Below are 25,886 nucleotides of genomic sequence, written 5' to 3' on the forward strand. Positions count from 1 at the left end.
GTCAGTGCCCGAGCAGCGGCAGGCTGCGGCGCGGCGCGCTGTCGTCCAGCTCGCCGAGGGCGAGGGCGGCGAACCGGACGGCGAACGGCTGCCAGACCTCCTCGACGTCGGCCATCACCCGGTCGCAGGCGGCCACCACCAGCTCCGGGTCGTAGCCCAGCTCCGCCAGGAGCGTCGAGTCTCGGGCCCAGTCGGCGATCATCGCGGTGTCGCACTCGATGTGGAACTGCAGCCCCCAGGCCCGGTCACCGAGCCGGAACGCCTGGTGCGGGTAGCGGGTGGAGGCGGCGAGCAGGGTGGCCCCGTGCGGCAGCTCGGTGATCTCGTCGGAGTGCCACTGGAACACGTCCGGCATCAGCGGCACGTACCGGAAGAGCGGGTCGCTGTCGGCGGCGTCCCGCTTGCCGACCACGGCCGGCCCGACCTCCGGCCCGGACGGGCTCCGCTCGACCTGCCCGGCGTGCGCGGCGGCCAGCAGTTGCGCGCCGAGGCAGACACCGAGGGTGGGTACGCGGTGCCGGACCGCCTTGCGCAGCAGCCCCTCCAGCGCCGGGAACCAGGGCGCGCCGGGGCTGCCGTCGGGCAGCGGGTACGCCTGCTGCTCCCCACCGAGCACCACCATCGCGGCGTACCCGTCGAGGTCGGCGGGGAGCTCGTCGCCCGCGTGCGGGCGCAGCACCCGCAGGTCGAGGCCCCCCTCAAGGAGCCACTCCCCCAGTCGGCGGAGGTCGTCGGTCGGGTCGTTCTCGATCACCAGCGCGGTCGCCACGACGTCGAGGCTAGCCGGTGCTACCGACCAGGGCCGGCACGGCTCGGCGGGTCGCTCACTAGGCTGCCGTCGTGCCCACCGACGAACACTGCCTGCGCCCGCCGGTCCTGCGTGCCGGCGACACCGTGATGCTGGTGTCGCCCTCCGGCCCGACCCGCCCGGAACGGGTGGCCCGCGGCATCGAACTGCTCACCGGCTGGGGGCTGCGCCCGGTGCTGGCACCCAACGCGTACGCCCGGCAGGGCTACCTGGCCGGCGGCGACGAACTGCGGGCCGCCGACCTGAACGCCGCCTTCGCCGACCCGGAGGTACGCGGGGTGATCTGCACCCGGGGCGGCTACGGCGCGCAGCGGGTGGTCGACCTGATCGACATGGCCGCGGTGCGCCGGGACCCGAAGGTGGTGGCCGGCTTCTCCGACATCACCGCGCTGCAGTTCGCGCTCTGGCGGGGCGCCCGGCTGGCCGGCGTGCACGGCCCGGGGGCGGCGTGGCTGGACGACCGCACCCCGCCTCGCTCGGCGGAGTCGCTGCACGCCGCGCTGATGACCACCGGGCCGGTGACCGTCGAGGCGGTGCGGGAGGAGGAGACGTACCCGGTCCGGGTGCCCGGCCGGGCGGAGGGCCGCCTGCTCGGCGGCAACCTCTGCCTGATCACCGCGTCGATCGGCACCCCGGACATGCCGGACCTGACCGGGGCGGTGCTGCTGATCGAGGAGGTGCAGGAGCCGCCGTACAAGGTCGACCGGATGCTCACCCACCTGCGCCGCTGCGGCGCCCTGGCCGGGATCGCCGGGGTCGCGGTCGGCCAGTTCACCGAGTGCGCGGACGGCTGGGACACCACGATCGTCGACGTGCTCGCCGAACGCCTGGGCGACCTCGGCGTGCCCGTCCTCGGCGGCCTCCCGATCGGTCACGGCGTCGGCCAGCTCACCGTCCCCGTCGGCACCCCCGCCATCCTCGACGCCACCGCCGGCACCCTCACGGCCTCCCCCGCCGTCCAATGACCCCCCACCCCAGCCCCGGTCAGGGGGTCAGGTGGGCTACCGCGCCGATCTCCAGCGCGACCCAGACCGTCCCGTCGCGGGTGACCGTGAGGCCGTGAGGTTCCGATCCCGGGGTGGGTAGGTCGTGGGCGGTGATCCGGCCGGCGGCGTCGACGTGGCCGATCCGGTTCGCGCCCCACTCGGTGAACCAGCAGCCGCCGGCCGGGTCGGCGACGATCGCGTGGGGCCGGGCGGCCCGGTCCGGCAGCGGGTGTTCCTCGACCCGGCCGTCGGGGGTGATCCGGCCGAGCTGACCGGCGGCGATCTCGACGAACCAGAGCGCCCCGTCGCCGCCGAGGGTGATGCCCACCGGCCCCGCCGCCTCGGTGGGCAGCCCGTGCAGGGTCACCTCGCCGTCGAGGTCGATCCGGCCGATCGCGTTCGCCTGGTTGAGGGTAAACCAGAGGGCGTCGTCGGGGCCGACGGCCAGCATCGACGGAAAGCCGCCGGTCACCGGCAGCGGAAACGTCGTCACCGACCCGTCGGCGGTGACCCGGCCGATCGTGTCGTTGCCCATGCCCGCGTACCAGAGGGCGTCATCGGGGCCGACGGCGAGGCCGCAGGGGCCGGTCCCCGGCGGCAGCGCCACGGAGCTGACGTCGCCCTCGACGGTGATCCGGCCGAGCCGATGATCGCCGGAGCGGGTGTACCAGAGGGCGCCGTCGGGCCCGGTGGTGATGATCAGCGGCCGGCTCTCCGCCGGGTCGGTGCAGTAGGTACGGACCGAGCCGTCCCGCCCGAGCCGAGCCACCCCGCCCGTCCCGGCCAGCGTCAGCCAGAGCGCGCCGTCCGGGCCGGTCGTGATCGCGTACGGCCCGGAGCCCGGCCCGGTCAGGGCGATCTCGCGGATTGCGGGGCTGGTCATGCGGGTCACCTCTCGTCACGGGCGGGCCTACCCTTCCGGCCTCACCGTGCCCCTCGCAACCGGTTTGCCCGCACTTCGAAACCGGATTTTCAGCGCGTTGACAGGCTCACCATGGGTTCCCCCCAGCTCCGCCCGTCACTCTCGGTCACGTCAACGCACCACCACCGAACTGGAGAACCGCATGATCCGCAAGATGTCGAGGAAGCACGTACTGGCCGGCCTGGCCGCCGCCGGGGTGCTCGGCGTCGGGATCGCCGCCCCCACGGTGGCGCTCGCCGACGACAAGAGCCCGAGCCCGAGCGCCAGCGCCAACGCCGATCAGGGCACCGACCGCAAGCAGCAGCGGGCCGACCGGCAGGCCGAGTTCGCCGACGCCCTCGCCAAGGAACTGGGCGTGTCGACCGACAAGGTCACCGCGGCGCTGGAGAAGATCCGCGAGCAGCACCAGGGCGACCGCCCGGAGCGGCCGTCGGCCGAGGACCGACAGGCGTGGCAGCAGGAGCGACAGGCGCAGCTGAAGGAGCGGCTGGACCAGGCCGTCAAGGACGGCAAGCTCACCCAGGAGCAGGCCGACGCGGTGCTGAAGGCGGTCGAGGCCGGTGTCTTCCCGGGCCCGGGCGGCGGCGGCCACCGCGGCGGCTGGGGTAACGGCCGCTGAGGCCCGTCACGCTGACCGACTGCACGTCGCCGATGTGGCGGCATCCCGGCCTGGGGATGCCGCCACATCGCCGATCCCGCGCCACCCCGGCCCGATCACCCGGCAGGTGGGGTGAAGACGCCGAGGTGGTTCCCGGACGGGTCGAGCAGGTGCGCGAGGGTCAGCCCGCTCGGCGCGGTCCGCAGCGGCACCACCACCTTCCCGCCGGCCGCCTCGGCCCGGCGGCAGGTCTCCGCCACGTCCGCCACCTCGGCGTAGAAGATCGCGTAGTTCGGCGAGTCGCCGCCGGTGGCCCGGATCGCGCCGCCGATTCCCTGCTCCCCGCCGGCCGTCGTCACCCGGTACGACGCGCCCGGCGCCCCCTGCTCGTCGAAGGTCCAGCCGAACAGGTCCGCGTAGAAGCGCTGGACCTCGTCGGGGCGGTCGGAACCGATCTCGAACCAGGTGATGGGCGTGCTGGACATGCTGCCTCCCGTCGTCGTGCCGGCCCGTCGGCCGGCGTCGTCAGGAAGCAGCCTCACCCCCGTCCGCGACAGCGTCCTGTCGGTGTTTTCCGGTCTCACACCAGGCTGAGCGGGCGGACCCGCTCGTGCGGGATGTCGAGGTCGCCGGGGTGCAACTCCCGGGTCACCGGCTCCGCCAGCGGGTGCACCGAGACGATCCGGTCGGTGCGGAAGCAGCGCAACCCGTCGCGCAGCCGGCACCAGGCGACCAGGTACCAGTGCCGGGGGCTGCCGAGGTAGCCCAGCGGCTCCACGTCGCGCACCGAGTCCGCACCGGCGCGGTCCGCGTACCGGAGGCGGAGCACGCGGCGGGCGGTGACCGCGTCGGCGACGGAGGCTGGGACGGAGGTGGCCGGCCCGCCGCCGATCAGGTGCACCCGGCCGGCCAGCCGGTGCGCCTCGGCGGCGTCGGCGGGCGGCATCACCGCGACGAGCTTGCGCAGCGCCGCGCCGGCGGCCGGGGCGAACGGCGTGCCAGCCAGCCGGTGCAGCGCGACGGCCATCGCGACCGCCTCGCCCGGGGTCAGGTTGACCGGCGGCAGGGTGCGCGCCCGGTCCACCACGTAGCCGCCGGTGCGGCCGGGCTCGGCCCAGATCGGCACCCCGGCGCCTTGCAACGCGGCGATGTCCCGCTCGATGGTCCGGGCGCTGACCTCGAAGCGCCGGGCCAGCCAGCTGGCGCTGCGCGGGCGCGGCGACACCGCCCGCAACTCCTCCGCCAACGCGTAGAGACGGTCGGTCCGGTTCACCCCGCGAAGCTATGCCCGGGGTACGACACCGTCAGAGCGACAGGTAGCGCTGCCGCTCGTACGGGGTGACCTCGCGGCGGTACTGCTCCCACTCGGCCCGCTTGTTGCGCAGGAAGAAGTCGAAGACGTGCTCGCCGAGCACCTCGGCGACCAGCTCCGAACCGGCCATCACGTCGATCGCCTCGGCGAGGTTCTCCGGCAGCGCCTCGTAGCCCATGGCGCGGCGCTCGGCGCTGCTCAGCGACCAGACGTCGTCCTCCGCGCCCGGGGGCAGCTCGTAGCCCTCCTCGATCCCCTTGAGACCGGCGCCGAGCATCACCGCGAACGCCAGGTACGGGTTGGCCGCCGAGTCCAGCGAGCGCACCTCCACCCGGGCCGAGTTCGGCTTGCCGTACGCGGGCACCCGGACCAGCGCGGACCGGTTCAGGTGGCCCCAGCAGACGTACGCCGGGCTCTCGGTGATCCGGTCCGGCAGCGCCTGCGGGAAGAGCCGCTTGTAGGAGTTGACCCACTGGTTGGTCACCGCGGTGTATTCCCGGGCGTGGGTGAGCAGCCCGGCGATGAACGACTTGGCCACCTTGGAGAGCTTCATCGGGTCGCCGGCGTCGTGGAACGCGTTGCGCTCCCCCTCGAACAGCGACAGGTGGGTGTGCATGCCGCTGCCCGGCTGGTCGGTGAACGGCTTCGGCATGAAGCTGGCCTGCACGCCGGTGGAGAGCGCCACCTCCTTCACCACGTGCCGGAAGGTCATGATGTTGTCGGCGGTCGTCAGCGCGTCGGCGTAGCGCAGGTCGATCTCCTGCTGGCCGGGGGCCACCTCATGGTGGCTGAACTCCACCGAGATGCCGATCCGCTCCAGCGCCAGCACGGCCTGCCGGCGGAAGTCCCGGGCCACCGCGTGGGTGGTGTGCTCGAAGTAGCCGCCGGTGTCCACCGGGGTCGGCACCGAGCCGTCGTTGGCGCCGTCCTCCAGCAGGAAGAACTCGATCTCCGGGTGGGTGTAGAAGGTGAAGCCCTTCTCGGCGGCCCGGGAGAGCGCCCGGCGCAGCACGTGCCGCGGGTCGGCCCAGGACGGGCTGCCGTCGGGGAGCAGGATGTCGCAGAACATCCGGGCGCTCTCGCCACTCACCCCGCCCTCGAAGGGGAAGACCTGGAAGGTGGTCGGGTCGGGCATGGCGACCATGTCGGACTCGAAGACCCGGGCGAAGCCCTCGATGGCCGAGCCGTCGAATCCGATGCCTTCGTCGAAGGCCGCCTCCAGCTCCGCGGGGGCCACCGACACGCTCTTGAGCGTGCCGAGCACGTCGGTGAACCACAGCCGGACGAACCGGATGTCCCGCTCTTCCAGCGTACGGAGGACGAACTCCTGCTGACGGTCCACTTCCACCCCTCGTGACACGTACGTCCGGCGCCGGTCCGGCCGGCCCGACCCTGACCGCCCAGTCTCCACCGGCCTGGTTACGCCGACGTTACGCGACCACCCCGGGGCTGTCCCGCCGTGTCCCGTCGCCGTCGGCGGGGTGGGAGCGTGGCCGGCGTCTCCCGCGTCCGGCCGGGTTGGGCCCGCCCCGCTGGGGCAAGATGAGGGACATGCCCACCTTGCGTCTCGCCCTGTGTCAGGTCAATCCGACCGTCGGCGACCTCGCCGGCAACGCCGACCTGATCCGCGCCTGGACCCGCAAGGCCGCCGACGCCAGCGCCCAGCTCACGCTCTTCCCGGAGCTGATGCTGACCGGCTACCCGGTCGAGGACCTCGTCTTCCGCCGCTCCTTCGTCGCCGCTTCCCAGGCCGCACTGCGGCAGCTCGCCGCCGACCTGGCCGCCGACGGGCTCGGCGACCTGCCGGTCGTGGTCGGCTACCTGGACGCGGACGGCCCGCCCCAGGTCAGCGGCGACGCCCAGCCGGGCCGGGGCGCCCGCAACGCCTCCGCGCTGCTGCACCGGGGCGCGATCGTGGCCACGTACTTCAAGCACCACCTGCCCAACTACGGCGTCTTCGACGAGGACCGGTACTTCGTCCCGGGCAACACGCTCGAGGTGGTCCGGATCGGCGGGGTGGACGTCGGGCTGACCATCTGCGAGGACCTCTGGCAGGCCGGTGGCCCGTTCGCGGTGGCCCGGCAGGCCGGCGTCGGGCTGGTGGTCAACATCAACGGCTCGCCGTACGAGCTGAACAAAGACGACGTCCGGCTGCCGCTGGTCCGCCGCCGGGCCGCCGAGGCCGGCGCCACCGTCGCGTACGTGAACATGGTCGGCGGCCAGGACGAGCTGGTCTACGACGGCGACTCGATGATCGTCGGCGCGGACGGCACGCTGCTCGCCCGGGCGCCGCAGTTCGTCGAGCACCTGCTGGTGCACGACGTGGATCTGGCGGCGGCGCAGGAGCCGGTCGGCGGCGACCAGCAACTCGGCGGGATGCGGGTGGTCCACACCAGGGTCAGCGACAGCCTCCCGCCGGCCGCCACCGGTGAGATCGCGGTCGGCGGGATCATCGAGCCGGTCGCCGACGAGGCCGAGGTGTGGCAGGCGCTGGTGCTGGGCCTGCGCGACTACGTCAACAAGAACCGGTTCCCGTCGGTGGTGCTGGGCCTCTCCGGCGGGATCGACTCGGCGGTGTCGGCCGCCATCGCGGTGGACGCGCTCGGGCCGGACCGGGTGGTCGGCGTCTCGCTGCCCAGCCAGCACTCCTCCGAGCACTCCCGGGCCGACGCGGAGGACCTGGCCAAGCGGACCGGCCTGGACTACCGGATCGAGCCGATCCAGCCCATGGTGGACGCTTTCCTGGCCAACATGTCGCTCTCCGGGGTGGCCGTGGAGAACCTCCAGGCCCGGGTCCGCGGGGTGATCCTCATGGCGCTGTCGAACCAGGAGGGCCATCTGGTCCTCACCACCGGCAACAAGAGCGAGCTGGCGGTCGGCTACTCCACCCTCTACGGCGACTCGGTGGGCGGCTACAACCCGGTCAAGGACGTCTGGAAGACGCTGATCTGGCGGCTGGCGAGGTGGCGCAACGCGGACGCCGAGCGCCGGGGCGAGACCCCGCCGATCCCGGAGAGCTCGATCGGCAAGCCCCCGTCGGCCGAGCTGAGCCCCGGCCAGTTGGACAGCGACACCCTGCCCGACTACGACGTGCTCGACCCGATCCTGATCGGCTACGTGGACGGCGACCTGGGCCGGGACGGGCTGATCGCGTCGGGCCACAATCCCGCGGTGGTGGACAAGGTGCTGCGGATGGTGGATACCGCCGAGTACAAGCGCCGGCAGTCCGCACCCGGCACGAAGATCTCGCACAAGGCGTTCGGGCGGGACCGCCGGCTGCCGATCACGAACCGCTGGCGCGAGCACGGCTGAGCGGGCCCGCCCGCCGGGCTGCCGACTTCCCGCCCGAGGGGGCTGAGCCTGCCCGGTACGTCGGGCCGGGAAGTGACATCCTCCACTCCGCCCTGCCGCCGCCCGGTCGTCCGGTGCGACGATCGCGGCAGAGCCCGGGGACCGCGAACGCGGCCTCGAGGAAGGAGAGAGTCATGGTGGAGTCCACCCCGGCCGAGGTGACCGCCCTGTACGGCGGGCCGGCCACCCGGCGGGTCCGTACCCGCGACCTGATCGCCGCCAAGGAGCGCGGCGAGCGGTGGGCGATGCTCACCTCGTACGACCAGTACACCGCCTCGATCTTCGACCAGGCGGGGATTCCGGTGTTGCTGGTCGGCGACTCGGCGGCGAACAACGTCTTCGGCTACGAGACCACCCTGCCGGTGACCGCCGAGGAGCTGCTGCCCCTGGTCCGGGCGGTGGTCCGGGCGACGAAGCACTCGCTCATCGTCGGCGACCTGCCCTTCGGCTCGTACGAGGAGGGGCCGACGCAGGCGCTGCGGACCGCGGTGCGGTTCATGAAGGAGGGCGGCTGCCATGCGGTGAAGCTGGAGGGCGGTCGGCGCTGCGCCGCGCAGATCGAGGCGATCGTCGGCGCCGGCATCCCGGTGATGGCGCACATCGGCTTCACCCCGCAGAGCGAGCACACGCTGGGCGGCTACCGGGTGCAGGGCCGCGGCGACACCGCCGAGGAGGTGATCGCCGACGCCCGGGCGGTCGCCGAGGCGGGCGCGTTCGCGGTGGTGCTGGAGATGGTGCCGGGTGAGGTGGCCAAGCGGATCACCGCCGAGCTGCGGATCCCGACCGTGGGCATCGGTGCCGGCCCGGACACCGACGCACAGGTGCTGGTCTGGCAGGACATGGCCGGGCTGCGTACCGGAAAGGCGCCGCGTTTCGTCAAGCGCTACGCCGACCTGGCCGGCACGCTGACCGACGCCACCCGGCGGTACGCCGATGAGGTACGCGACGGGCAGTTCCCCGCCGCCGAGCACACCTTCTGAGCAGGTCGGGCGGTGCGGCTTCCGGGCCGCACCGCCCGCACTGCCCGGTACGGCGGCCGCGGTTCAGAGGTCGGTGACCCGGATGCCGGCGTGCGCCTTGTAGCGCTTGTTGATCGCGATCAGGTTCGCGGTGAACGCCTCGATCTGGTGGGCGTTGCGCAGCCGGCCGGCGTAGATGCCCCGCATGCCGGGGATCCGGGCGGCGAGCGCGGCGACGACCCCGACCAGCTCCCGGTCCTCGGTACAGATCAGCACGTCCAGGTCGATCCGGTCGATCTCCGGGTCGGCCAGCAGCGGCGCGCTGACATGGTTGAACGCGGCGCAGACCCGGGACTCGGGCAGCAGCCGGGCGGCCTGCTGCACGGCGCTGCCCTCCTCGACGGCGAGGGCGTACGGGCCCTGCTTGTCGAAGCCGAGCGGGTTGACACAGTCGATCACGATCTTGCCGACGAGCGCACCGGCCAGAGCGGCGACGATGGCGGCGTGCCCGTCCCACGGCACCGCGATGATCACCACGTCGCTGCGGCGGGCCACCTCGTCGTTGTCCGCGCCGGACACCACGCCGCCGGCCGGTACGCCGGGCAGGGCGGCGATCTCGGCGGCGGCCTGCGCCGCCCGGTCGGCGGAGCGGGACCCGATCAGGACGGTCTGCCCGGCCCGCGCGAACCGGTAGGCGAGACCCCGCCCCTGGTCGCCGGTGCCACCGATGATGCCGACGGTCAGCCCGGAGACATCGGGCAGCGTGCTCGCGTCGTATGCCATGCGATCATCCTCGCAAACCGTGCCAGCGGGCAGCACCGTACACGGCTGTGACAATCCCCGCTGGCCCGGCCGAATCGGTGGGTCAGGCGCGTTCGAAGAGGACCTTGCGGTGGGTGGGGTCGGCGCTGACCAGGCGGACCGGGACGCGCTCGCCGAGTGGCAGTTGGCCGACGCAGCGGGCGCGGACCGGCGGCTCGTCCAGCGCCACCGTGCCGCCGGGCGGTCGACCGGGCCGGCCGTTGCCGGCCTGCCGGGGCGGGTCGGTGGCCGGCCGGGGCTCGTCCACGTCCAGCACCGCCGCCTCGAAGGTCTCCCCCACCCGGTGCTCCAGCAGCACCGCCTCGGCCAGCTCGATCGCGCCCCGGGTGGCCGCCGACGCCACCCGGTCGGTGGTCGCCATCACCTCGGGCAGCTTCGGCAGCGCGGCGCGGGCCCAGTCGGGCACCTCCCGGCCCTCGTGCAGGGCCAGGCAGACCTCGGTCGCGTACCGGTCAGCGAGCCGGCGCAGCGGCGCCGTGACGTGGGCGTACGCGGCGGCCACCCCGCCGTGCGCCGGCTGCTCGGGCAACTCCCCGGCGAAGGCGGTGTACGCGGCCCCGCGCATCAGCTCGGCCGCCTGGTCGATGAAGGCGGCCGCCCGGGGTTGGGAGGCGTCCAGTCCGGCGAGCACCTCGCCCACCGACATCCCCGCCGGCCAGCGGACGCCCAGCGGGCCGGCGGCCAGCCGCAGCCGGTCGACCGCCTCCGGCTTCGGCGCGGGCATCGTCCGCAGCAGTCCGATCCGGCCGGCGAGCATGATGTCGGCGGCGGCCATCCCGGTCAGCAGCGAGATCTGCGCGTTGTGGTCCTCCATCGGGCCGGGCCCGCGCAGCACCAGCCGCCAGCCGTCGCCGTCCGGCTCGACGTCCTGCTCGGGCAGAGGCAGGTTGACCGCGCCCCGGCGCAGCCCACGGGCGGTGAGCAGGGCACCGATCTCGGGCAGCAGGGCGATCGGCTCGGGCAGCCGGCCGGCGTCGGCGGCGAGCTGCACGCCGACGTAGTCGAGCTTGGCCCGGCTGCGGACCCGGGCGCGTTCCACCACCACGCCGACCGTGCCACCGTCGGCGTCGAGGTCGATGGTCCAGAGCACCGCCGCCCGGTCGGCGTCGGGCAGCAGGCTGGCCGCCCCCTCGCTGAGGGTGTGCGGGTGCAGCGGCACGTTGCCGTCGGGCAGGTAGACGGTCTGCCCGCGGCGCCAGGTCTCCGCCTCCAGCGCGCCACCGGGGCGTACGTGGGTGGCCACGTCGGCGATGGCGTACCGGACCCGGAAACCGCCACCGGGGCGGCGGGCGAGGTGCATCGCCTGGTCGAGGTCGCGCGAGGTCGCCGGGTCGACCGTCACGAACGGGATGTCGGTCCGGTCGGCGACGGCCGGCAGCGGCGCAGCGGCCGCCTCGTCGGCCTCGCGCTGCGCCGCGGCCGGGAAGCCCTCGGGCAGTCCCAGCTCACGGCGCAGCGCGCCGAAGTCGATGCGGGGCGCGAGTACGCGTCGGATCACCACGTGGTCAATCCTGACAGTGCGGCGGGTGATCCGCCCACCGACCGAGGCGCCAGCGATGGCTTCTGGTCCCGGCGCGGCGTCAGACCGGCCCTCATCCGGTCCGGAGCGCCGCCCGGCGGCGCGGAGGCCGAATTGTGGCCGCCAGCCGAACTGGCGTTGCCGGAGACCGACGGCGCCGCGACGTCAGGCGGTGGCCTTCCGCGCGGGCGCCTTGCGGGCGGTGGTCTTCCGGGCGGCCGTGGTCTTCTTGGCCGGCGCCTTCTTCGCCGCCACGGTCTTCTTCGCCGTGGTGGCCTTCTTCGCGGGCGCCTTCTTCACCGCGGTCTTGCCTGCGGCGGGACGGGTGGCCGTGGTCTTCTTCGCCGGAGCCTTCTTCGCCGCGGTGACCTTCTTGGCGGCCGCCGTCTTCTTCGGCGCGGCGCCGGCCTTCCGGGCCGTGGTCGCGGTGACCTTGCGGGCGGTGGTCTTCTTCGCGGCCGTGGTCTTCTTCGCCGGCGCCCGCTTCGCCGCCACGGCCTTCTTCGCGGGCGCCTTCTTCGCCGGAGCCCGCTTCGCCGCGGTGGCCTTCTTCGCGGCCACCGTCTTCTTCGCCGTGGTGGCCTTCTTCGCGGGCGCCTTCTTGGCGGTGGTCCTGGTGGCCGGCGCCTTCTTCGCGGGTGCCTTCCGCGCCGCCGACACGGCCTTCCTGGCGGCCGCCTTCTTCGCGACCGCCTTCTTCGCCGGCACCCGGCCCGCGCCCGCACCCGAGGCGTTGGCGGACGCCTTGGTGACCGTCGCCGTCCTGGCCGTGGCCGTGCCCACGGTACGCCTGGCTGCGGTGGTCTTCTTCGCGCTCGTACGTCTGGCGGCCGGGCGGGTGGTGGCCTGCTGTGCTTCGGCCATCTCGGTTCCCTCCTTGGGGACGTGCTCTCGCCCTCGCGGAGCACGGATCACCTCGACGCGGGCCGTCCCGCGCCGTCTAGCTGCCCTCCCCGGCCCAACGGGCGTCCTCGGCGTCCCACGCTTCGTTCCGCTCCCGCACCGTCTGCAGGGCGTTCTCCGCGTCGGCGGCTGAGGCGTACGGTCCGAGAACGTGCTTCGCGGGGCACACGTCGGCATCGGTCTCGACCCGGTGGTGTCGCGTGCACCAGTAGTAGTGCCCACCACTTCCGTCGTCGCTCATGCGATCACTGTGCACCGCGAAGTGCCCGGCCGCCACCGGAACGCCGCAAATAGTCCTGATGACCTCCACAGTAGACGTGCTCCGGCCGCCGCGGGACCAAACGGGCGAAGTCGCACACGATTCCACTCCCGCTCAGCCAGGATTCGGTCACGCTCGTGGTCCGCCGGGCGCAGGGAGCGACCTGACCGGGTCCGCTCAGGCGGGCGAAGAAACCGGCGCCGGCACGGCCACCGGGTCGGCCGGCCGGGCCGCGCCGATGACGTACGCCAGCGCGTACGGGGTGCAGGCCAGGTAGAGGAAGGGTTGCAGCTCGACCAGGTCACCGATCAGGAAGATCTCCCACTGCGTCGGGCGGGGCAGCCCGAATGACCAGTCGGTCCAGCAGGTGAAGAGCCACAGCGGCGCGGAGACCCGGTTGACGCTGTCGTACTGCGCCACCCCGTCGACGACCGTCCCCGGACCGCCGGGGATGTGGTTGACCACGGTGAGCACCACCGCCGCGTCGGCGACGGCCAGCGCGGCCAGCACCCCCAACCACCAGGCGGCCCGGACCCGTCCCCGCCCGGCGAGCGTCCCGGCACCCCAGAGCACCAGCGCCAGGCCGGCCAGCCACACCACCAGACCGGGGGCGGTACGGATCAGGTCGTCGGTGGTGGTGTTCAGCGCGTACTCGACGGCGACGACGGTGAGGCCCAGGGGCAGCATCACGCCGAGCGCCCGACGCAGCGGTCCACGCAGGGCCGTACGCGCGGCGCCCCGGCCGACCCGACGGGCCAGCAGCACCGCGAGCCCGGCGGTGAGGGCGCTCAGCACGGGCACCTGCGACAGGTTCGCGTCCACCACCCCGAAGAGCGAGCCGACCAGCGCCCCGGACCCGACCACCGCGATCATCAGGATCGCCAGGCAGGCCGGCGGGGCCAGCAGCAGGGTGGCGGCCGTCCGGCGGGCCTGGGAGTCGAACCGGGTCCGGTCGACCACCGGCGTGCCGGCCCGGCTGGCGGCCAGGCTGGCGGCGAAGCGCAGCATCCGCCACCGCTGGCCGCGCTCGGCCAGCACGTGCAGCTCGGCCTGCCACTCCCGGGACAGTTCGTCGTGGAGTTCCGCCGGCCAGCGGCGCACCGCCGACCGCAGCAGGAACTCGGCCAGCCGCCGGCTCACCACGCCGGGGCTCCCGTCGGCTCGGCGCCACCCCACGCCCGGCCGTCCGGGGCGAGGGCCCGCAGCTCGGCGAGCGCCTGCCGGGCGGCGCGTACGCCCTCGGGGGTGAGCAGGTAGTAGCGGCGCGCGGGCCGACCGGCCGCGACCGGATCGACCTCCTCCCAGTCGGCGGCGAGCCAGCCGGCCGCCTGGAGCCGGTGCAGGACGGGATAGAGGGTGCCGCTGGGCAGGCCGGTGAGCTTCATCAGGTCGAGGCCGTAGCGGGGGGCCGCCGGGTCGGCGAGGAGTGCGGCGAGCACCTTCGCCACCGGAATCGTCATCCGCATGGTCGGCACTGTATCGGATTTCTACATAGGGTGCGAGGGCAGCACGGGCGCCAAAGTGGATGGACGGCGGCCCGGCCGGGCGTGGGCCCGGCCGGCACCGGATCCGCGACCTCGCCGAGCGGTCCACCAACCCGGCACGGCCGCCCTCCCCATCGCGCGGCGGCCGCCCCTAGGGCAGGCGGCGGATGGCCAGCAGGGCGATGTCGTCAACCGGGTGCTCGGTGTCGAGCATCGCCATGACGGTGGCGCAGACCGTCTCGACGGGCGCCAGCGGCACGGCGGCCAGCAGCCGGGCGATGCCGACGTCGAGCAGTTCGCCGCGGCGTTCGACGAGGCCGTCGGTGTAGGAGACCAGGACCGCGCCGGGCGGAAAGTCGACCGTGGTGGTGTGCCGCTCGGGCGGCCGGCGGCCGGTGCCGAGCGGTGGGTCGACGCGGGCGGGGAGCACGTCGTTCGGTTGGCCGGGGACGGCCAGCACCGGGCGGGGGTGCCCGGCCAGAGCGACGCGCACGGTGGTGCCATCCGGGGAGATCATCGCGTACAGCGCGGTGGTCAGGCTGCCGGCCTCGAAGTGGACCACCTTCCGGTCGAGCAGCGTCAGCGCCTCGGCCGGATCGTCGCAGACCAGCGCGTACGCGCGCAGGGCACTGCGGACCCGGCCCATCACCACGGCCGACTGCAGCCCGTGACCCGACACGTCGCCGACCACCACACCCGTCCAGCCGGACGGGAGGGTGAAGACGTCGTACCAGTCGCCGCCGACGCCGGAGGCGTGTCCCGGCACGTACCGGGCGGCCATCTCGATACCGGGCACCTCGGGCAGTTCGGTGGGGATCAGGCTGCGCTGCAGCGCCAGCGCGGCGGCCTGGTCCAGGGTGTTCGCGCGGGCCCGGCTGGCCAGGCTGAGCCGGTCGGCCACGAGTTCCAGCAGGCGGACGTCGTCGGGGGTGAACCGCCGCGGCGTGAGGGTGCCGACGTGCAGGACGCCGACGAGGTCACCCCGCGCGATGATCGGTACGCCCAGCAGGGACCGGACACCGGTGTCCAGCAGGATCGGGTTGACCACCTTGTCCGGGGTGACCTGCTCGATGATCACCGGCTGCCGGGTGTAGGCGATCCGGCCGGCGAAGCCACGCCCGATCGAGACCCGGAACCTTTGTCGTACCTCCTCCTCCAGCCCCTTGGCCGCGGTGGCGACCAACTGCTGGGCGCGTACGTCGAGCAGGAGGATGGCCGCCGTGTCGACCTGCAGCAGATCGCGGACCCGGTCGAGCAGTTCGTCGAAGAGGTCGGCGACGTCGAGACGAGAGAGCGTGGCATCGGTCACCGCCTCGATGCGGTGCAACCGCTGCTCGTCCCTCAGGTGCTCGGCGCGAACCACCTCAGGATCGTAGTTGCATTCCCGCAACTTCCGCCCGTCCGCGCCGCCCCGATGTCGGCGCGTCGGCGGCATACGCAGGGGCGCGAGCTGCCCAGACAGGGCCGGTCACGGCGATCGGGGCAGATATCGGGCACTCATCGGGAGGGCGCACGTCGGCGGTGCGACAGCGCGGTGTGATGGTGCCCCCCGGGATGACTGTCCGGGTCGGTATGGACGGTGGCCGTGGCCAGCCGGGGCACGGCGTGGGTGAGCTGGTGTTCGGCGTCGGCCGCGATCTCGTGCGCGGCGAGGAGGCTGAGCTTCGCGTCGACCACCAGCTCCGCCTCGGCGTGCAGCCGGTGGCCGATCCAGCGCAGTCGCACGGCGGCCACGTCCTGCACGCCGTCGACGGCCCGGAGCGCGGACTCGGCCTGGTCGACGAGGTCGGGATCGACGGCGTCCATCAGGCGCCGGTAGACCTCGCGGGCGGCGTCCCTGAGGACGAAGGTGATGGCGGCGGCGATGGCCACGCCGACGACGGGATCGGCCCAGCGCCAGCCGAGGGCGGCACCGCCGGCCGCGGCGAGCACGGCCAGCGAGGTGTACCCGTCGGTGCGGGCGTGCAGCCCGTCGGCGACGAGGGCGGCGGAGCCGATACGCCGGCCGACCCGGATGCGGTACTGGGCGACCAGCTCGTTGCCGAGGAAGCCGACGAGGCCGGCGGCGGCGACCCAGGGCAGGTGGGTCACCTCGGCGGGGTGCAGCAGCCGGGCGACGGCGGTCCCGGCCGCAGCGACGGCGGAGGCGGCGATGACCGCGACGATGATGATGCCGGCGAGATCCTCGGCCCGGCCGTACCCGTAGGTGTAGGCGCGGGTGGCGGCACGCCGGCCGACGAGGAAGGCGATCCCCAGCGGCACGGCGGTCAGGGCGTCGGCGACGTTGTGCAGGGTGTCGCCGAGCAGCGCCACCGAGCCGGACAGCACCACGATGACCGCCTGGGCGAGCGCCGTGATCCCGAGTCCGACCAGCGAGAGCCACAGGGCGCGTAGGCCCTGCCGGGAGGACTCCAGGGCGGGGTCGACCTTCGCCCGGGAGTCGTGGGAGTGGGGGACGGCGGCGTGGGTCAGCCGGTGCCACCAGGCGGTGTGCCCGTCGTGGTGGTGATCATGGTCGCGCTCGTGCCGGCCGTGGTCGCGCGAGTGGTCATGGCCGTGGCCGTGGTCCGTCACCGCTCCCCCAGTTCGCCCGGTCGCACGGACGGTCCGTACCCCTGGCGGCGGCGATAATATGTGCTCATGTATGCACGCGACAATGTTGCAGCTGCCAGTGACCTGCAACAGCGCCTACCGGGCGGGCCAGACGTGGCGGCGGCGACGGAGATGCTGCGGATGCTGGCCGACGGCACCAGGCTGCGGCTGATGCACCTGCTCAGCGAGGGCGAGCACGACGTGACCGCGCTGGTGGCGGCGGTGGGGCTGGCCCGGCCGGCGGTGTCGCAGCACCTCGGCAAGCTCCGGTTGGCGGGGCTGGTCAGCGTGCGGCGGGAGGGCCGCCGGGCGCTCTACCGGGCCCGGGGCGGCCATGTGCGCCGGCTGGTGGCGGAGGTGCTGCACGCCGCGGCGCACCGGGTCAGCGGCCTCCCGGAGCACGACTGAGCAGCCCCAGGGCCGCGCCGGCCAGCCGGAGGGCGACGGACGAGTCGACCTGTACGCCGGATTCTGTGACCGACGCGGCCCGAAGGCGCGTCGGCGGCGGCCATCCATCTCGGCCTACCGTCGCCGGCAGGCTCCAGCGGCCTACCCGCAGACATCGGACGGGCAGCCCTCAAGCGTCTGCGCGGACCATCGCCTCGCGGCGAGGATCCTTTCTTGGCCTTGCTCCGGGTGGGGTTTACCGAGCCATCCCGGTCACCCGGGATGCTGGTGGGCTCTTACCCCACCGTTTCACCCTTACCGTCCCGTTTCGGGCCGGCGGTCTGTTTTCTGTGGCACTGTCCCGCGGGTCACCCCGGGTTGCCGTTAGCAACCACCCTGCCCTGTGGAGTCCGGACGTTCCTCGGCGACGGGCCGCAAAGCCCGTCGACGCGACCGCCCGGTCGACTCGTCCGTCGCGTCCATCATCCTAACGACGCCCGCGCCGCCGCCATTTCCCGGCCGTGCGGTCACCCCACGTCGATCGTCAGAACACCCAACCCGGCGTACGCCTTGGGCGTCTCCGTCAGCACGGGGCGGCCCTGGGGCCACTCCGGGCCGGGTCGCCCCAGCACCACCGCGTGCGCCAGCTCCCAGTCCACGCCCTGCTTCACCAGCCGACCCACGGCGAGAGCCCCGGAGTAGCGCAGCTCCACGACGTCCAGCACCGGTAGGGCTCCGACGTGCTCGCCAAGGGCCGGCCGCTGGGCGGCGGCGCCAGCCAGGCAGAGCGCCGGTACGAACAGGTGCCTTCCGTGCTCCCGGTGCGCCTGGACAACGAGACCGGAGAGCAACTGGTGCCCAGCACCGAAGGCGAGCAGCGCGGTGTGGTCGAAAACCACTCCGTTCATGGTCACGCGACTCGTGGTCGAGGCTCGGCCAGGCACTCGGGAGCCTCGCCGGCTTCGATCGCCGACCACACACTCTCGCCTCGGGCAAGACCCTCATCGCTCAGGTCGGGCGCGATTCGCGCCCGGATGTACGCCTCGGCTCTGGTCGCGCGTTCACGCAGTTCCTCGCGGGTCGGCGTCGTCCGGGCGAACTCGGCCAACAGGTCGCGCATGCTGACGCCCCGCTCCTGCGCCAGGACGGCCAACCGGTCCCGTACCTCAGCAGCCACCTTGATGGTCGTGTCCACCGCGGAAGTATACGAGCGGTATACCACTCCGGCTGGGAACGACGCGGCAGGGCAGCGAAAAGTTGAGATCCGTCCCGGCCGTACTAGCCTCCGGTAACCATGGACCTCTCCGACGCCGCGCTCCTGCTCGCCGCCGGTCTCGCCGCGGGCACGGTGAACGCGGTGGCCGGGGGCGGCTCCCTGATCACCTTCCCGGCCCTGATCGCGACCGGCCTGCCGCCGGTGCCGGCCAACGTCACCAACTCGGTGTCGGTCTTCCCCGGGTACGTGGCCAGCGTCGCCGGCAGCCGGATGGACCTGCCGCGCGGGCCGCAACTGTGGCGCCTGCTGCCCACCACCGTGCTCGGCACGGGCGTCGGCTGCCTGCTCCTGCTGGCCACCCCGGCGCGGGCGTTCGAGCTGGTGGTGCCGTTCCTGGTGCTGGGCGCGACCGCCGTCCTGGCCTTCCAGGACCCGCTGCGCCGGCTGGTCGGCCATCCGGCCGACCTCAGCCCGCGCCGCCGTACCGTCACCGTGCAGGCCATGGTCGCGCTCGGCTCGGTGTACGGCGGCTACTTCGGCGCGGCGCTCGGGGTGATGCTGGTGGCCGGCCTGGCCCTGGTGCTGGACGCCACCCTGGCCCGGGTCACCGCCGTCAAGAACCTGCTCTCGGCCGTGGTGGGGCTGACCACGCTGGTGGTGTTCGCGCTCTTCGGCCCGGTCAACTGGGCGGCGGTCGCGGTGGTCGCGCCGGCCACCGTGGTCGGCGGGTACGTGGGCGCCCGGTTGGTCCGCCGGCTCCCGCCGGTGGTGCTGAAGACAGTCATCGTGGTGTTCGGCACGGTGATCGGCCTCGACCTGCTCTGGCGCGCGCTGCGCTGACCCTCCTGGACACCGAACCGCCCCGGCGTGAGGCTGCGCCGGGGCGGTTCGACCAGGAGGGGCAGTGGCTCAGTACGCCTCGCCGACCGGCTCCTCCGGCGCGTGCTCGGCGCCGCGGGCGGCCCGGTTCCACCGGGACCAGAGCACGCGCTCGCCGTAGCCGGCGGCCATCACGTGCGCGAAGGCGAGGTAGACCAGCACGCCGACGGCGAGCACCCCGAAGCCGACCCAGAACGGCAGGGCCAGCCCGTGCTCGGCGAGCTTGCCGGAGATGATCGGGGCCGGCGCGGCGGCGCCCCAGCGGACCAGGTTGAACGCGCCGGTGGCGACCCGCCGGTCGGCGGAGCCGAGGCCGAGCGCCAGGTCGGTGAGGTTGGCGTTGGCCAGGCCCATGAACAGGCCGGACAGCACCAGCACGACCAGCGACTCGGTGGTGCCGGACGAGGTGGCGAAGAGGACCATGCAGACCAGCAGGCCGGCGATGGCCACGCCGACGGTCTGCACCGCGCCGATCCGGTGCGCCAGCCGGTGGCCGATCAGCAGGATGCCGGCGGCCAGGCCGAGGCCCCAGCCGGTGAAGGCCAGCCCCAGCGGGATGACGTCGAGGTGCAGGAAGAGCGGCGTGTAGCCGAGCACGACGAAGAAGACGAAGTTGTACGCGGCGGTGACCACGCAGAGGGTGATGAACGCCGGCTTGCGGTACGTCGAGAAGATCTGGCCGAGGCGTACCGGGGCCTGCCGGCGGGCCGGCTCGCGGAGCTTGCGCGCCGCCACGCCCAGCGCGAGCACCATGAACACGCCGCAGACGAAGAACGGCAGCCGCCAGCTCACCTCGCCGAGCAGGCCGCCGATCAGCGGGCCGACGGCGAAGCCGAGGCCGAGCGCGGTCTCGAAGAGGCCGACCACCCATTCCCGGTCGTTGGCGAGGTTGACCAGCACCACCATCGCGGTGGCGAAGAACATGGCGTTGCCCATGCCCCACACGCCGCGCAGCGCGGAGAGCTGCACGATGTCGTTGCTGAACGACGCGAGGATCGCGGCCAGGCCGACCACCGAGACACCGGTGATGAGCACCGGTTTGAAACCGAACTTCCCGCTGGCCAGGGTCGCCGGGATCATGCCGACGGCCATCACCGCGATGTACGCGGTGAACAGCAGTTCGACCTGCCAGGCGGTGACCCCGATCGCCTCGCCGATGGCCGGCAGGATCGGGTCCACCACGGCGATGCCGGCGATGGCGAGGAAGGCCACCAGCGTGGTGGCGTAGATGGCACTGCGGTTGGGCTCGGATTGCCGATCCACTCCGCCTCCCAGATAGCTGTATCGTACAGGTAATTCGGTTGTATCATACAGCTATGAGGGACGACCACACGACCGGACCGGCTCAGGACGAGGCCACCCTCGGCCGAATCGAGACCGAGATCGCGCTGCTGATGCGGCTGGGCGAGGCGACCCGCCGGGCCACCGGCACGGCCGAGCACCGGGTGCTGGACCGGGCGGCGTACGTGATCCTGCGGCACCTGGACAGCGCCGGCCCGCAGAACGTCTCGGCGCTGGCCGCGCGGCTGAACCTGGACGGCTCCACGGTCACCCGGCAGGTTTCCGCCATGCAGCGGGACGGCCTGATCGTCCGGACGCCGGACCCGGCCGACGGGCGGGGCACGGTGATCTCCCCCACCCAGGCCGGGCTGCAGCGGATGGCCGCCGTCCAGACGGCCCGCACCCGGCTCTACGGCGACATCCTCGCCGGCTGGACCGCCGGCGACCGGGACACCCTCGCGGAGCTGCTGCACCGCCTCAACGAGGCGTTGGAGTCGCGCAATCGACGCCGCTGACGGCACGGCGAGGCCCCCGGCCGCCTGCGCGGGGCCGGGGGCCTCGGAGTACCTCAGGCGACCGGCTCCGGGGCGGAGTCGGCGTCGCGGGTGGCGCCGGGGGTGACCCGGGCGTCGCCCTCGTCGGCGAAGTAGTCGTCCGGGGTGGTGCCGTCCGCCCCGTCGGCCACCTTGCCGGCCCGCAGCACCAGCGTGAGCAGCGCGGCGACGACCAGGTTGACCAGCACCGCGACGATCCCCACGTAGATCGTCTTCTTGGTGTCGAAGCCGAACTCGGAGAGCGGGAAGGCCGAACCGGCGAAGTGCTTCTTCCCGGTCGCCGGGTTCGCGATCTGGTAGAGCATCCACATGCCGAGCGCCATGCCGGCCGCCCAGCCGGCGATCAGCGCCCCGCGGTGGAACCAGCGGGTGTAGAGGCCCAGCGCCACCGCCGGCAGCGTCTGGAGGATGATCACGCCGCCGATGAGCTGCAGGTCGATGGAGAACTGCGGGTCGAGGAAGACGATGCAGGCGACCGCGCCGACCTTCACCACCAGCGAGGTGATCTTCGAGACGTTCGCCTCCTGCGCCGGGGTCGCGTCGCGCTTGAAGTACTCCTTGTAGATGTTGCGGGTGAACAGGTTCGCCGCCGCGATCGACATGATCGCCGCCGGCACCAGCGCGCCGATGCCGATGGCCGCGTACGCGATCCCGGCGAACCAGTCCGGGAACTGCGCGTCGAAGAGCCGCGGCACGATGGTGTTGGTGTCGAAGCTGCCCTCCTTGGTCCCCGCCAGCGGCGTCACCTTCGCCGCGATGGCCATGTAGCCGAGCAGCGCGATCAGCCCGAGCAGCAGGCTGTACGCCGGCAGCGCGGACATGTTCCGCTTGATCACGTCCCGGTTCCGGCTGGCCAGTACGCCGGTGATGCTGTGTGGATAGAGGAAGAGCGCCAGCGCCGAGCCGAACGCCAGGGTGACGTACTGGAGTTGGTTGTTGGCGTTGAGCAGGATGCCGTCACCCGGTGCCGGGGAGGCCTGGAACTTCGCGTCCGCCGCGTCGAAGATGCTGCCCCAGCCGCCGAGCTTGTACGGCAGGTAGAGGACCGCCACCAGGATCACGATGTAGATCAGCGAGTCCTTGACGAAGGCGATCAGCGCCGGCGCGCGCAGCCCCGACTGGTAGGTGTAGGCCGCCAGGATGGCGAACGCGATGATGATCGGCAGGTGCCGGGCCAGTGCGCTCTCCCCGGTGACCCCCATCGTCTTCAGCACCGCCTCGATGCCGACCAACTGCAGCGCGATGTACGGCATGGTCGCCACGATGCCGGTGATCGCGACCAGCAGCGCCAGGACCGGCGAGTCGAACCGGCTGCGGACGAAGTCGGCCGGGGTGACGAAGCCGTGCCGGTGCGACACCGACCAGAGCCGGCAGAGCACCAGGAACACCATCGGGTAGATGACGATCGTGTACGGCACCGCGAAGAACCCGGCCGCGCCGGCCCCGAAGATCAGCGCCGGCACCGCCACGAAGGTGTACGCGGTGTAGAGGTCACCGCCGACCAGGAACCAGGTGATCCAGCCGCCGAAGCTGCGCCCGCCCAGTCCCCACTCGTCCAGGTGCGCCATGTCGCGCGGCGCCCGCCACCGGGCCGCCACGAAGCCCATCGCGCTGACCAGCAGGAAGAGGACGGTGAAGACGATGATCTCGGTCAGGTGGTCCCGCCACATCACCGTTCACCTCCCCGCTTCTTCGTCATCTGGTAGACGAGCGTGGTGGTGCCGACGCCGAGCAGGATCCAGGCCAGCTGCAGCCAGTAGAAGCGCGGAAACCCGAAGATCCGGGGTGAGTCGGCGTTGAAGAAGGCCGGGATGAGCGGCACCACGATCGGTATGAAGAGCAACCAGTTCCAGGGACTGTGGTCCTTCGCCCTGGATCGCGCCGTCGTCGGCGCCGCCGGCTCGGGTGCAGCCATGTGACACACCTCCGGGAAGTCGTAACTCGCCATGTGACGGCCGGAGGCTACGACCCTGTGAGCCCGGTCACGTCCAGCCGGACAACGGCGATGCGCCGAGCGGACACCCGGATGCGCCGAACGGCGGAGCCGATCGGTCGGACGGCCGGCGGCGGCTCCAGCCACCGCGCCCGACGCGCCGAACCGGAGCCGCCGTGGTCAGTGGGAGGTCAGGTGGGCGGTGTCGTTGACCGACCGGACCGCGACGCCGCCGTCCGGGTACAGGTCGAGCACCGAGACGCCCGCGGTGTCCAGGTAGAGCCGGTGCAGGAAGGCGTCGCCGGCCGCGAGGGCGTCGCGCAGCACCAGCTTGATCGGCGAGACGTGGGAGACCACCACGACGATCTCTCCGGGGTACGCCGTACGCAGCCGCTCGACCGCCCGGCCGGTCCGCTCGGCGACCGCGGCGAACGACTCGCCCTCGGGCGGGGCGACCCGGGTGGAGGCGAGCCAGGCGTCCAGCTCCCCCGACCAGTCAGCGCGCACCTCGGCGAAGGTCCGCCCCTCCCAGATCCCGAAGTCGCACTCGACGAGGTCGTCGTCGGTACGTACCGGTGGGTTCCCGACCACGGCGGCGATCGCCTCGGCGGTGGCCGTACAGCGGGACAGGGGCGAGCTGACCACGGCCGCGACGGACGGCGCGAGGGCGGCCACCCGGGCGGCGGTGGCCCGGGCCTGGGCCCGGCCCCGATCGGTCAGCGGGACGTCACCGCGACCGGAGTACTGCTTCTGCACGGTGCGCTCGGTCTCGCCGTGCCTGACCAGGATCAGTCGGGTGGCGCTCTCGGTCGGGCGCGGTTCCCAGGAGGCCGGCGTGGTGGCCGGGTCGGTGCCGGTGGCCCGGTTGGTGGCGGCGCGGGCGGCGACCTCGCGGGCCGCGGCCCGGGCGGCCGCGTCGGGGCCGGCGACCTCGCGCGGCGGCTCCACGATGCGGGGCGTGGCGACGACCGGCCGGGCCGGCGCCATCCCGGCGGCGGCGTCCATCGCCGCATTGGCCAGCGCGTCCGCGTGCTGGTTACGCTCCCGGGGCACCCAGGTGAACCGGACGGCGGCGAACCGGGCGACCAGGCCGGCGGCCTGCGCGGCGAGCGGCCGCAACCCCGGGTTCTTGATCTGCCAGCGGCCGCACATCTGCTCGACCACGAGCTTCGAGTCCATCCGGGCCTCGACCTCGGCCGCGCCCAGTTCGGCGGCGGCCTCCAGCCCGGCGATCAGGCCCCGGTACTCGGCGACGTTGTTGGTGGCGGTGCCGATCGCCTCGGACCGCTCGGCCAGCACCTCGCCGGTCGCCCGGTCCCGGACCACCGCGCCGTAGCCAGCCGGCCCCGGGTTGCCCCGGGACCCGCCGTCGGCCTCGACGACGACCGCACGCACCGCCACGGCGGTCAGAGACCCGACTCGGCGGTCCGGACCATGATCCGCCGGCACTCCTCGCAGCGCACCACCTCGTCCGGGTCGGCCTTGCGGATCCGGGCCAGGTCGGCGCCGGAGAGCTCCAGCCGGCAGCCGCCGCAGCGGCCGGCGGTGAGCAACGCGGCTCCGAGCCCGGTGTCCTCGCGGATCCGGTCGTAGAGGGTGACCAGGTCGGCCGGGAGGTCGCCGGCCAGCGGCTGGCGGGCGCCGCGCTTGAACTCCTCCTCCTTGGCGATCTCGGCCAGGCTCTCGTCGCGCCGCTGCTCGGCGGCGGCCCGCCGGTCCCGGGCCTCGGCGATCCGCCGCTCGACGCCGTCGAGCACCCCCTGCGCGGTCTCCCGCTGCTCCATCAGCTCCAGCTCGGCGTCCTCCAGGTCGCTCTGCCGGCGGTTCAGCGAGGCCAGTTCGTGCTGAATCGCCTCCAACTCCCGGGCCGGCCCGCTGCCGGACGCGAGCCGCGCCTCGTCCTTGCTCTTGCGGGCGCGCACCTGGTCGACGTCCTTCTCCAGCCGAGCGATGTCCCGGTCCAGGTCGTCGACGGCCACCTGCGCCCGGACCCGCTCGTCCTCCAGCGCGGAGAGCTCCCGGGCGAGGGCCTCCAGCTCGGCCCGCTCGGGCAGCGACCGGCGGCGGTGGGCGAGCTGGGCGAGGGCGGTGTCGATCGCCTGCAGGTCGAGCAGCCGGCGCTGCACCTTCGGATCAGCCTTCACGGTCGGGACTCCTTGTCGTCCGGTCGGGTGCGGCGGCGTGCACGGTCCACGGGTCGGTGTCCAGGTCGGACACCACGGTCTCGACGCCCAGCTCGTCCCGCAGGTGGGCGGCCAGGTCGTCCAGCCAGGGTCGTTCGGTCGCCCAGTGGGCGGCGTCCAGCAGGGCCGGGCCGCCGGCGGCGAGGTGCTCACCGGCGAGGTGGTGGCGCAGGTCCGCGGTGAGGAACGCGTCCACCCCGGCGGCGGTCGCCTCGGCGAGGAAGCTGTCCCCCGAGCCTCCGCTGACGGCAAGGGTACGAACCATACGCCCGGGATCCCCGGCGGCGCGAACTCCCCAGGCGGTGGCCGGGAGCACGGCCGCCGCGTGCCGGGTCAGCTCGGCCAGGGTCATCGGGGCGGGCAGCTCGCCGATCCGGCCGATGCCCCGCCCCGGGCCGTCGGCGGGTGACCCCGGCCGGGGCCGGTGCAGCGGGCGCAGCCCGGTCAGCCCGAACCGGGCGGCGAGCGCGTCGGAGACGCCCGGGTCGGCCACGTCGGCGTTGGTGTGCGCCACGTACAGCGCCACGTCCGCCTTGATCATCCGGTGGACGATGCGCCCCTTGTACGTGGTGGCGGCGACCGAGGAGACCCCCCGCAGCAGCAGCGGGTGGTGCGCGACGATCAGGTCGGCCCCGGCGGCGAGCGCCTCGTCCACCGTCTCCGGGACCACGTCGACCACGCAGGCGATCCGGCGTACCGGGGTGCTGGGCTCGCCGAGCACCAGGCCGACCCGGTCCCACTCCTCGGCCCACGCGGGCGGGTAGCGGCGGTCCAGCACGGCCACCACGTCGGCGACGGTGGGCGGGGATCCGGTTGTGCTCACGGCCGGCCAGCTTACCGGCGTCCGGGCCCGGTCCGGCGGCAGACGGAACCTGCGGCCCACGGGTCGCCCGTCATCCGCTCGCCGGTGGCCGGGCGCGACCCGGGGTCGGTGCGGC

At 73.5% G+C, this 25,886-nt stretch carries 28 protein-coding genes and 1 other RNA gene; 7 read left to right on the plus strand and 22 right to left on the minus strand.

Translation table 11 applies throughout. The features are described 5' to 3' along the window. Position 1: 1 nt before the first annotated feature. Positions 2-769, minus strand: a complete 768-nt coding sequence (locus ACGF4F_RS10060) for a type 1 glutamine amidotransferase (protein WP_393076435.1) — start codon at positions 767-769, stop codon at positions 2-4. 71 nt (positions 770-840) lie between these two features. Here ACGF4F_RS10060 and ACGF4F_RS10065 point away from each other — a divergent pair, with 71 nt between their 5' ends. Beyond that, the gene (locus ACGF4F_RS10065) at positions 841-1,773 is read left to right on the plus strand and encodes an LD-carboxypeptidase (protein ID WP_393076438.1); all 933 of its coding nucleotides are present in this window, start codon (positions 841-843) and stop codon (positions 1,771-1,773) included. 19 nt (positions 1,774-1,792) lie between these two features. On the opposite strand, the gene ACGF4F_RS10070 is transcribed toward ACGF4F_RS10065, so the two are convergent. Continuing rightward, positions 1,793-2,677, minus strand: coding sequence for a virginiamycin B lyase (locus tag ACGF4F_RS10070; protein WP_393076441.1), 885 nt, complete (start codon positions 2,675-2,677; stop codon positions 1,793-1,795). A 181-nt stretch (positions 2,678-2,858) separates the two neighbouring features. On the opposite strand from ACGF4F_RS10070, the gene ACGF4F_RS10075 reads away from it, so the two are divergent. Further along, positions 2,859-3,335, plus strand: a complete 477-nt coding sequence (locus ACGF4F_RS10075; protein ID WP_393076444.1) for a hypothetical protein — start codon at positions 2,859-2,861, stop codon at positions 3,333-3,335. A 95-nt stretch (positions 3,336-3,430) separates the two neighbouring features. Here the strand turns inward: ACGF4F_RS10075 and ACGF4F_RS10080 are convergent, their stop codons facing one another. The 3 genes from ACGF4F_RS10080 to glnA all read right to left on the minus strand — a co-directional run bounded on the left by ACGF4F_RS10080 (position 3,431) and on the right by glnA (position 5,968). Then, complete coding sequence (locus tag ACGF4F_RS10080) at positions 3,431-3,799, minus strand: VOC family protein (RefSeq protein ID WP_393076447.1); 369 nt, start codon at positions 3,797-3,799, stop codon at positions 3,431-3,433. 95 nt (positions 3,800-3,894) lie between these two features. After that, positions 3,895-4,587, minus strand: a complete 693-nt coding sequence (locus tag ACGF4F_RS10085) for a helix-turn-helix transcriptional regulator (protein ID WP_393076450.1) — start codon at positions 4,585-4,587, stop codon at positions 3,895-3,897. 31 nt (positions 4,588-4,618) lie between these two features. After that, the gene (gene glnA / locus ACGF4F_RS10090; RefSeq protein ID WP_357434937.1) at positions 4,619-5,968 is read right to left on the minus strand and encodes a type I glutamate--ammonia ligase; all 1,350 of its coding nucleotides are present in this window, start codon (positions 5,966-5,968) and stop codon (positions 4,619-4,621) included. Between the two features lie 209 nt (positions 5,969-6,177). Here glnA and ACGF4F_RS10095 point away from each other — a divergent pair, with 209 nt between their 5' ends. Together ACGF4F_RS10095 and panB are read left to right on the plus strand one after the other, a co-directional pair. Beyond that, positions 6,178-7,938 (plus strand): NAD+ synthase, encoded by a 1,761-nt coding sequence (locus ACGF4F_RS10095; protein ID WP_393076453.1) that lies wholly within the window; start codon positions 6,178-6,180, stop codon positions 7,936-7,938. Between the two features lie 173 nt (positions 7,939-8,111). Further along, complete coding sequence (panB, locus tag ACGF4F_RS10100; RefSeq protein WP_393076456.1) at positions 8,112-8,957, plus strand: 3-methyl-2-oxobutanoate hydroxymethyltransferase; 846 nt, start codon at positions 8,112-8,114, stop codon at positions 8,955-8,957. Between the two features lie 63 nt (positions 8,958-9,020). Here the strand turns inward: panB and npdG are convergent, their stop codons facing one another. The 8 genes from npdG to ACGF4F_RS10140 form a co-directional block, all read right to left on the minus strand. After that, positions 9,021-9,719, minus strand: coding sequence for an NADPH-dependent F420 reductase (gene npdG, locus ACGF4F_RS10105; RefSeq protein ID WP_393076459.1), 699 nt, complete (start codon positions 9,717-9,719; stop codon positions 9,021-9,023). An 82-nt stretch (positions 9,720-9,801) separates the two neighbouring features. Beyond that, complete coding sequence (locus ACGF4F_RS10110; protein ID WP_393076462.1) at positions 9,802-11,259, minus strand: RNB domain-containing ribonuclease; 1,458 nt, start codon at positions 11,257-11,259, stop codon at positions 9,802-9,804. 183 nt (positions 11,260-11,442) lie between these two features. Continuing rightward, entirely contained in the window at positions 11,443-12,141 is a 699-nt protein-coding gene (locus ACGF4F_RS10115) for a histone (RefSeq protein ID WP_357434933.1), read from the minus strand. Positions 12,142-12,217: 76 nt separating this feature from the next. Further along, entirely contained in the window at positions 12,218-12,421 is a 204-nt protein-coding gene (locus ACGF4F_RS10120) for a hypothetical protein (RefSeq protein ID WP_073833768.1), read from the minus strand. Between the two features lie 195 nt (positions 12,422-12,616). Further along, the gene (locus ACGF4F_RS10125; protein ID WP_393076466.1) at positions 12,617-13,582 is read right to left on the minus strand and encodes a hypothetical protein; all 966 of its coding nucleotides are present in this window, start codon (positions 13,580-13,582) and stop codon (positions 12,617-12,619) included. Further along, entirely contained in the window at positions 13,576-13,905 is a 330-nt protein-coding gene (locus ACGF4F_RS10130) for a PadR family transcriptional regulator (RefSeq protein WP_393076469.1), read from the minus strand. The genes ACGF4F_RS10125 and ACGF4F_RS10130 overlap by 7 nt, the downstream gene beginning before the upstream one ends. A 169-nt stretch (positions 13,906-14,074) precedes the next feature. Continuing rightward, complete coding sequence (locus tag ACGF4F_RS10135; protein WP_393076472.1) at positions 14,075-15,286, minus strand: PP2C family protein-serine/threonine phosphatase; 1,212 nt, start codon at positions 15,284-15,286, stop codon at positions 14,075-14,077. A 134-nt stretch (positions 15,287-15,420) separates the two neighbouring features. Continuing rightward, positions 15,421-16,497, minus strand: coding sequence for a cation diffusion facilitator family transporter (locus tag ACGF4F_RS10140; RefSeq protein ID WP_393076475.1), 1,077 nt, complete (start codon positions 16,495-16,497; stop codon positions 15,421-15,423). A 66-nt stretch (positions 16,498-16,563) separates the two neighbouring features. Here ACGF4F_RS10140 and ACGF4F_RS10145 point away from each other — a divergent pair, with 66 nt between their 5' ends. Further along, entirely contained in the window at positions 16,564-16,923 is a 360-nt protein-coding gene (locus ACGF4F_RS10145; RefSeq protein ID WP_357434929.1) for a metalloregulator ArsR/SmtB family transcription factor, read from the plus strand. Between the two features lie 36 nt (positions 16,924-16,959). Here the strand turns inward: ACGF4F_RS10145 and rnpB are convergent. The 3 genes from rnpB to ACGF4F_RS10160 all read right to left on the minus strand — a co-directional run bounded on the left by rnpB (position 16,960) and on the right by ACGF4F_RS10160 (position 18,097). Then, positions 16,960-17,371: RNase P RNA component class A (gene rnpB / locus ACGF4F_RS10150), an RNA gene on the minus strand. A 58-nt stretch (positions 17,372-17,429) separates the two neighbouring features. After that, the gene (locus ACGF4F_RS10155; RefSeq protein WP_393076480.1) at positions 17,430-17,810 is read right to left on the minus strand and encodes a hypothetical protein; all 381 of its coding nucleotides are present in this window, start codon (positions 17,808-17,810) and stop codon (positions 17,430-17,432) included. A gap of 2 nt (positions 17,811-17,812) precedes the next feature. Further along, entirely contained in the window at positions 17,813-18,097 is a 285-nt protein-coding gene (locus ACGF4F_RS10160) for a hypothetical protein (RefSeq protein WP_393076486.1), read from the minus strand. 99 nt (positions 18,098-18,196) lie between these two features. Here ACGF4F_RS10160 and ACGF4F_RS10165 point away from each other — a divergent pair, with 99 nt between their 5' ends. Next, a complete protein-coding gene (locus ACGF4F_RS10165; protein WP_393076489.1) occupies positions 18,197-18,958 on the plus strand; it encodes a sulfite exporter TauE/SafE family protein in 762 nt (253 codons plus the stop codon). Between the two features lie 69 nt (positions 18,959-19,027). On the opposite strand, the gene ACGF4F_RS10170 is transcribed toward ACGF4F_RS10165, so the two are convergent. Next, positions 19,028-20,260, minus strand: a complete 1,233-nt coding sequence (locus ACGF4F_RS10170; protein WP_393076492.1) for an MFS transporter — start codon at positions 20,258-20,260, stop codon at positions 19,028-19,030. A 53-nt stretch (positions 20,261-20,313) separates the two neighbouring features. Here ACGF4F_RS10170 and ACGF4F_RS10175 point away from each other — a divergent pair, with 53 nt between their 5' ends. Then, positions 20,314-20,793 (plus strand): MarR family transcriptional regulator, encoded by a 480-nt coding sequence (locus ACGF4F_RS10175; RefSeq protein ID WP_357434924.1) that lies wholly within the window; start codon positions 20,314-20,316, stop codon positions 20,791-20,793. 53 nt (positions 20,794-20,846) lie between these two features. On the opposite strand, the gene mctP is transcribed toward ACGF4F_RS10175, so the two are convergent. The 5 genes from mctP to ACGF4F_RS10200 form a co-directional block, all read right to left on the minus strand. Beyond that, positions 20,847-22,502 carry a monocarboxylate uptake permease MctP gene (gene mctP, locus ACGF4F_RS10180; RefSeq protein WP_357434923.1) on the minus strand — a complete coding sequence of 552 codons (1,656 nt, stop codon included), beginning with the start codon at positions 22,500-22,502 and terminating at the stop codon, positions 20,847-20,849. Then, positions 22,502-22,747 (minus strand): DUF3311 domain-containing protein, encoded by a 246-nt coding sequence (locus ACGF4F_RS10185; protein ID WP_357434922.1) that lies wholly within the window; start codon positions 22,745-22,747, stop codon positions 22,502-22,504. The genes mctP and ACGF4F_RS10185 overlap by 1 nt, the downstream gene beginning before the upstream one ends. 198 nt (positions 22,748-22,945) lie before the next feature. Continuing rightward, on the minus strand, positions 22,946-24,166 hold the full coding sequence (locus ACGF4F_RS10190) for a bifunctional RNase H/acid phosphatase (RefSeq protein WP_393076496.1): 1,221 nt from the start codon (positions 24,164-24,166) through the stop codon (positions 22,946-22,948). Between the two features lie 5 nt (positions 24,167-24,171). Next, positions 24,172-24,909, minus strand: a complete 738-nt coding sequence (locus ACGF4F_RS10195) for a C4-type zinc ribbon domain-containing protein (protein WP_357434920.1) — start codon at positions 24,907-24,909, stop codon at positions 24,172-24,174. After that, positions 24,899-25,771: a Nif3-like dinuclear metal center hexameric protein gene (locus ACGF4F_RS10200; protein ID WP_393076499.1), complete on the minus strand. Its 873-nt coding sequence runs from the start codon at positions 25,769-25,771 to the stop codon at positions 24,899-24,901. The genes ACGF4F_RS10195 and ACGF4F_RS10200 overlap by 11 nt, the downstream gene beginning before the upstream one ends. Between the last annotated feature and the right edge of the window lie 115 nt (positions 25,772-25,886).

Origin of the sequence: Micromonospora sp. NPDC047740, from assembly GCF_043204735.1 — a bacterium.
Taxonomy (GTDB): domain Bacteria; phylum Actinomycetota; class Actinomycetes; order Mycobacteriales; family Micromonosporaceae; genus Micromonospora.

What these genes read in the sequence shown, in the direction of transcription:
- ACGF4F_RS10070 (WP_393076441.1), bottom strand. Translation starts at nt 2,677, where the DNA reads ATGACCAGCCCCGCAATCCGCGAGATCGCCCTGACCGGGCCGGGCTCC.
- ACGF4F_RS10075 (WP_393076444.1), top strand. Translation starts at nt 2,859, where the DNA reads ATGATCCGCAAGATGTCGAGGAAGCACGTACTGGCCGGCCTGGCCGCC.
- ACGF4F_RS10080 (WP_393076447.1), bottom strand. Translation starts at nt 3,799, where the DNA reads ATGTCCAGCACGCCCATCACCTGGTTCGAGATCGGTTCCGACCGCCCC.
- ACGF4F_RS10095 (WP_393076453.1), top strand. Translation starts at nt 6,178, where the DNA reads ATGCCCACCTTGCGTCTCGCCCTGTGTCAGGTCAATCCGACCGTCGGC.
- panB (WP_393076456.1), top strand. Translation starts at nt 8,112, where the DNA reads ATGGTGGAGTCCACCCCGGCCGAGGTGACCGCCCTGTACGGCGGGCCG.
- npdG (WP_393076459.1), bottom strand. Translation starts at nt 9,719, where the DNA reads ATGGCATACGACGCGAGCACGCTGCCCGATGTCTCCGGGCTGACCGTC.
- ACGF4F_RS10115 (WP_357434933.1), bottom strand. Translation starts at nt 12,141, where the DNA reads ATGGCCGAAGCACAGCAGGCCACCACCCGCCCGGCCGCCAGACGTACG.
- ACGF4F_RS10120 (WP_073833768.1), bottom strand. Translation starts at nt 12,421, where the DNA reads ATGAGCGACGACGGAAGTGGTGGGCACTACTACTGGTGCACGCGACAC.
- ACGF4F_RS10130 (WP_393076469.1), bottom strand. Translation starts at nt 13,905, where the DNA reads ATGCGGATGACGATTCCGGTGGCGAAGGTGCTCGCCGCACTCCTCGCC.
- ACGF4F_RS10145 (WP_357434929.1), top strand. Translation starts at nt 16,564, where the DNA reads ATGTATGCACGCGACAATGTTGCAGCTGCCAGTGACCTGCAACAGCGC.
- ACGF4F_RS10155 (WP_393076480.1), bottom strand. Translation starts at nt 17,810, where the DNA reads ATGAACGGAGTGGTTTTCGACCACACCGCGCTGCTCGCCTTCGGTGCT.
- ACGF4F_RS10165 (WP_393076489.1), top strand. Translation starts at nt 18,197, where the DNA reads ATGGACCTCTCCGACGCCGCGCTCCTGCTCGCCGCCGGTCTCGCCGCG.
- ACGF4F_RS10175 (WP_357434924.1), top strand. Translation starts at nt 20,314, where the DNA reads ATGAGGGACGACCACACGACCGGACCGGCTCAGGACGAGGCCACCCTC.
- mctP (WP_357434923.1), bottom strand. Translation starts at nt 22,502, where the DNA reads ATGTGGCGGGACCACCTGACCGAGATCATCGTCTTCACCGTCCTCTTC.
- ACGF4F_RS10185 (WP_357434922.1), bottom strand. Translation starts at nt 22,747, where the DNA reads ATGGCTGCACCCGAGCCGGCGGCGCCGACGACGGCGCGATCCAGGGCG.